This is a genomic window from Alistipes sp. HGB5 (assembly GCF_000183485.2).
GTDB classification, from domain to species: Bacteria; Bacteroidota; Bacteroidia; order Bacteroidales; family Rikenellaceae; genus Alistipes; species Alistipes finegoldii.
Map to the genome: position 1 here is coordinate 1 of NZ_AENZ01000028.1, position 5,351 is coordinate 5,351.

A 5,351-nucleotide genomic window follows, 5' to 3' on the forward strand; every position below is an offset into this window, starting at 1 on the left:
TTTGACGTAAATAATAGATCGTGTAAATATCTCGGCGAGCCATCTCAAATTGTATCAATTCTTACTGGACTCGGTAGCGAATACAATCCCATGCTTGCAAGTGTTGTTCGGACGAAAAATATTTTATTTGTAGAAAACGAAAGCGACGCAACTTTATTAAAAATATTTGCAAACACATTAGAAATTGAATGGCCTCATAATATCACGATATGGCCAACCGCAAGCAAACATGATTTCAGAAGTCATGTGATAGCAGCTTTAGAAGTGCACGTAAAAGACTTATCTGCTATGAGTCTGATTGACAAGGATCAAAGCGATTATAACAATGTCGATAACAGATTACGAGATAAATCATTCGCAGATAAGTCTCAAGATGTAGAGCCCGGACGAACAAAGATATATGCAAGATTTCGAAAATGGAGAAGGTCCGAAATTGAGAATTATCTTATAAATTGTGCAGTTTTAGCACGAGCAGCAAAGATATCAGAGGAAGATGTTCAAACCTTCTTTTCGGAGCATGCTCTTGTCATACCAGACACAAATACCATGAAACAGTCTGACATGCAAAATAATACAATCCCATTTTTTAATCTTTCCGGGAAAGAATACATTGAACTCTTCTGTATGGGCAGAGGTATTGACAAATATGACATCGCAAAGGAATTTACAAAAGATGAAATATGCGATGATATAAAAACTATTCTTACAGAAATACAAGATATGTGTAAATAAATATGATTTCCTTCAAAGAAGACCATATCAGCCAGATTCCCGCGCTGCTGATGCTCGAAAAGTTCGGGTACACATACCTCACACCCGATGAGGCGCTGGCCCTGCGCGGCGGGAATCTCGCCAACGTGCTGCTCGAACCCGTGCTGCGCAAACAGCTCGCCGCCATCAACGTCGTGCAAGTCAGCTCGATGCGAACCACCGTATTCTCCGAGCAGAACATCACCGCCGGAATCGACGCCCTGCGCAACATCCCGATGGACGAGGGGTTCATGGAGGCTTCGCAGACGGTCTACGACCTGCTCACCTCGGGCAAAACCCTCGAACAGATTGTCGACGGCGACCGCAAGAGCTTCGTGATGCAGTACATCGACTGGAAGAATCCGCGCAACAACGTCTTCCACGTCACCGAGGAGTTTGCCGTCAGCCGCACGGGGATGACCGAGACCTACCGGCCCGACATCGTCCTCTTCGTGAACGGCATTCCGCTATGCGTCATCGAGTGCAAGCGTCCCGACGTGAAGGACTCCATCGAGCAGGCCATTTCGCAGCACCTCCGCAACCAGAAGGCCGACGGCATCCGTTCGTTGTACCTCTACTCGACGCTGCTGCTGGCCATCAACCGCCAGGAGGGCAGTTACGCCACGACGGCCACGCCCGAAAAGTTCTGGGCGCGGTGGCGCGAGCAGTTCGCCGACCGCGAGGCGGAGGCCCGTTACCGGCAGGAGCTGGAGCGGGTGGTCAACGAGCCGCTGCTGGACGACAAGCTCTTCGGGGAGCGGTTCGGCTACGTGCGCCGCAACTTTGAGGAGCTTTACAGGCAGCCGGTCACCCCGTCGGTGCAGGACGAATACCTCTGCAACCTCTGCCGGCCCGAACGGCTGTTGCAGCTGATGTACGGTTTCACGCTCTACGACGACGGCATCAAGAAGGTGGCGCGTTACCAGCAGTATTTTGCCGTGCGGCAGACGATGCGGCGCATCCGCCACATCGAGGGCGGGCGGCGGCGCGGCGGCGTCATCTGGCACACGCAGGGGAGCGGCAAGTCGCTGACGATGGTGATGCTGGCGCAGGCCATCATCCTCGACAAGGAGATTCGCAATCCGAAAATCATCCTCGTAACCGACCGCACGGACCTCGACCGGCAGATTACGGGGACGTTCCGCAAGTGTCAGATTCGCGTCGAGAACGCCACGACGGGAAGCAAGCTCGTCGAACTGCTCAACAGCAAGAGCGATGCCGTCATCACGACGATTATCAACAAATTCGAGACGGCCGTGCGCGGCATCCGCACCCCGTTGACCGACCCCAACATCTTCGTGCTGATCGACGAGGGACACCGCAGCCAGTACGGCGAGATGGGCATCAAGATGGAGAAGACGCTCCCGAATGCCTGCTTCATCGCCATGACCGGCATGCCGCTGATGAAGAAGGAGAAGAACACGGCCCGGAAGTTTGGCGGCATCATCCAACCGGTCTACACGGTGGATCAGGCCGTGGCGGACAAGGCCGTCGTGCCGCTGCTGTATGAGGGTCGCATGGTGCCGCAGGTGGTACACGAGGAGACGATCGACCGCTATTTCGACAAGATCTGCGGATGGATGAGCAACGCCCAGCGGGCCGACATGAAGAAGAAGTTCAGCCATGCGGACCAGCTCAACCAGACACAGCAGCGCATCTACGCCATTGCGTGGGACATTTCGCAGCACTTCCGGGAGAACTGGCAGGGGTCGAAGTTCAAGGCGCAGCTGGTGGCTCCGCGCAAGCGCATCGCGATTCTCTACAAGCAGTTTCTCGACGAAATCGGCATCGTCTCGTCGGAGGTGCTCATCACCTCGCCCGACACCCGGGAGGGGGAAGACGAAGCATTCGGCGAGACCTCGAACGTGGAGGTGGCCTTCTGGAAGCGCATGATGGATGAATACGGCACGGCCAAAAAGTACGAGACTAGCATCATCAACCGCTTCAAGAACAGCGACAAACCGGAGATTATCATCGTCGTGGACAAACTCCTGACGGGATTCGACGAACCCCGCAACACGGTGCTCTATCTCGACCGCAAGTTGAAGGACCACACGCTGCTGCAGGCCATTGCCCGCGTCAACCGCGTCTGCGAAGACAAGGAGTTCGGGTATATCATCGACTATTACGGCGTATTGGGGTCGCTCAATTCGGCGCTGGAGCTCTACACCGATTTCGACAAGGAGGATCTGGAGGGAACCTATACGGACATTTCGGAGGAGGTGGCCAAGCTGCCCCAAAAGCATGCCGAGTTGTGGGACCTCTTCAAGGAGGTGCGCAACACGACCGACTTCGAGGCCTTCGGCAATGTCCTGCGCGAGGAGGACCGGCGCTCGCTCTTCTACGAAAAGCTGCGGGCCTTTGCCCGGACGCTGAAGGTGGCGCTTTCGTCCATCGTATTCCACCAAAACACGCCTCAAGAAGAGGTCGAACGGTACAAGCACGATCTGGCCTTCTTCATGAAGCTTCGTAATGCCGTGCAGGAGCGCTACTCCGACACGGTGGACTACAAGCAATACGAAGGGCAGATTCAAAAGCTGATCGACACGCACATCGAGAGCGGCGAGGTGCAGGTCATCACCGACCTGGTGAACATCTTCGACAAGGAGCGATTCGCCGAAGAGGTGGAGAAGATCTCCGGGAAAGCGGCCAAGGCCGACACGATTGCCTCGCGAACGGCCAAGTACATCACCGAGAACATGGATACCGACCCGGCCTTCTACAAGAAGTTCTCGCAGATGCTCAAGGAGACCATCTCGCAGTACGAACAGGGGCGAATCGACGAGGCGGAGTATCTGACTCAGGCGACAGACCTGATGAACAAGGTGCTGAATCATACCGACAGCGAGATTCCCGACGTGCTGAAGGATAACAATGCCGCGCGGGCCTACTTCGGATTGAGCCTGGAGGTCTACAAGTCAGTCATAAAACCCGAACAGGGGCTCGACCTGACGCAAATCGCACTCGACACGGCCAACCGGATCGACGCCATCATTCGTCAGCACATCTTCGAGAAGGGGACGCTCATTGTCGACTGGCCGCTCAAGGACCGGCTGGTCGGCATGATGAAGCTCGACATCGAGGACTATCTGATTGACGAGGTCAAACGCAAATATGATCTGTCGATGACCTTCGACGACATGGATGCCATCATCGACCGGGCGGTCGACGTGGCTCAAAAATGGTTCCGGTGATGCAACAGATATTCGTCTACGGGAAAGAGACGATTCCCTACAGCGTGCTCTTTTCCGCCCGCCGGACACTCGGAATCAAGGTATATCCATCCGGCGAGGTCGTTCTGCTGGCTCCGGAAGGGACGTCGGAAGAGGTTATCGAGCAGAAACTCCACAAACGGGCGCCGTGGATTCTTCGGCAGCAGGCCTATTTCACGGATTTCGGGATTCGGAGTCCGGAAAAACGGTATGTCAGCGGAGAGTCGCACTACTATCTGGGAAAGCAGTTCCTGCTCCGGGTTTCGGAAGGCAAAACCAACAGCGTCCGCTACAAGGGGCGCTGCTTCGAAGTGGTATGCACCTCTCCGGACAGGGCCCGGGAGTTGATGAGATCCTGGTACCGCGAACACGCCAAACTCAAGTTTGCCGAGTATGCGGAGCCAATCATTTCCCGATTTGCACGGTACGGAGTTGCGCCAACCTCACTCTATGTCCAGGAGATGGAAAACCGTTGGGGCAGCTGCACCCCCAAGGGGAAAATCATTCTGAATACGGAACTCATCAAGGCGCCGCGTCCCTGCATTGAATATGTTATTACGCATGAGATGTGTCATCTGCTGCATCCCGACCATACCGCGGCCTTCTTTACCCTGCTCGAAACCGAGATGCCCGACTGGCGGCGTTGGAAAGACAAGTTGGAGCGATTCATGATGTAGGTGCAAACTGCTTCAAAAGCATCATCCGTCCTCCCCGTATGACAAATGTATGACAAAACGAAACGAAAACCGCGTTGTAGATATCTACAACGCGGTTTCTGTGAGGTCTGAAGCAGACGCACCAGCCCTCGCCGTGGATCAACGACTACGGGCAGTTCTCCATCATGCCTGTACGCGGACGCGACAAGGTCGATGAAGAGAGCCGTCAGAGCTGGTTTTCGCACCAGTCGGAGGAGGCACGCCCCTACTATTATTCGGTATACCTCGCCGACCACGACATCAAGGCCGAGATCGCCCCGACCGAGCGGGCTGCGATCATGCGTTTCACGTTCCCCGAATCGGACGAGTCGGGCGTGGTGATCGACGCTTTCGACCGCGGATCGTACATCAGGGTCATGCACGACAAACGGACTGTCGTGGGATACACCACGCGCAACAGCGGAGGTGTGCCCGACAACTTCAAGAACTGGTTTATCGTGCGCTTCGACCGGAAGATCCGGGATTTCCAGATCTATGACGGCACGAAGCCCGTCGAAGGCGAACAGTTAGTCGGCGAACACGCCCTCGTGCGGGTAGGTTTCGAAACCCGGCGCGGAGAGCAGGTAACGGTGCGCGCAGCCTCGTCGTTCATATCGCAGATGCAGGCCGTGCAGAACCTCGAAGAGCTGGGAAAGGACGATTTCGAAACCGTGAAGGCCAAGGCGCAAGCACG

General features: G+C 55.2%; 3 protein-coding genes and 1 pseudogene. All 4 read left to right on the forward strand.

Features of this window, described 5'->3' with window-relative positions; translation table 11 throughout:
• A partial coding sequence (locus tag HMPREF9720_RS15605) for a hypothetical protein (RefSeq protein WP_175282393.1) occupies positions 1–732 on the forward strand: 732 nt, incomplete at its 5' end.
• Positions 733–734: 2 nt separating this feature from the next.
• Positions 735–3,944 carry a type I restriction endonuclease subunit R gene (locus tag HMPREF9720_RS04900; protein ID WP_009597119.1) on the forward strand — a complete coding sequence of 1,070 codons (3,210 nt, stop codon included), beginning with the start codon at positions 735–737 and terminating at the stop codon, positions 3,942–3,944.
• Entirely contained in the window at positions 3,944–4,639 is a 696-nt protein-coding gene (locus HMPREF9720_RS04905) for a M48 family metallopeptidase (protein ID WP_009597117.1), read from the forward strand. The genes HMPREF9720_RS04900 and HMPREF9720_RS04905 overlap by 1 nt, the downstream gene beginning before the upstream one ends.
• A 104-nt stretch (positions 4,640–4,743) precedes the next feature.
• A pseudogene (locus HMPREF9720_RS04910) lies at positions 4,744–5,351 on the forward strand (GH92 family glycosyl hydrolase); the annotation flags it as partial.

Excerpts from the sequence above, each read along its gene's own strand:
- HMPREF9720_RS04900 (WP_009597119.1), top strand. The coding sequence starts at position 735 with ATGATTTCCTTCAAAGAAGACCATATCAGCCAGATTCCCGCGCTGCTG.
- HMPREF9720_RS04905 (WP_009597117.1), top strand. The coding sequence starts at position 3,944 with ATGCAACAGATATTCGTCTACGGGAAAGAGACGATTCCCTACAGCGTG.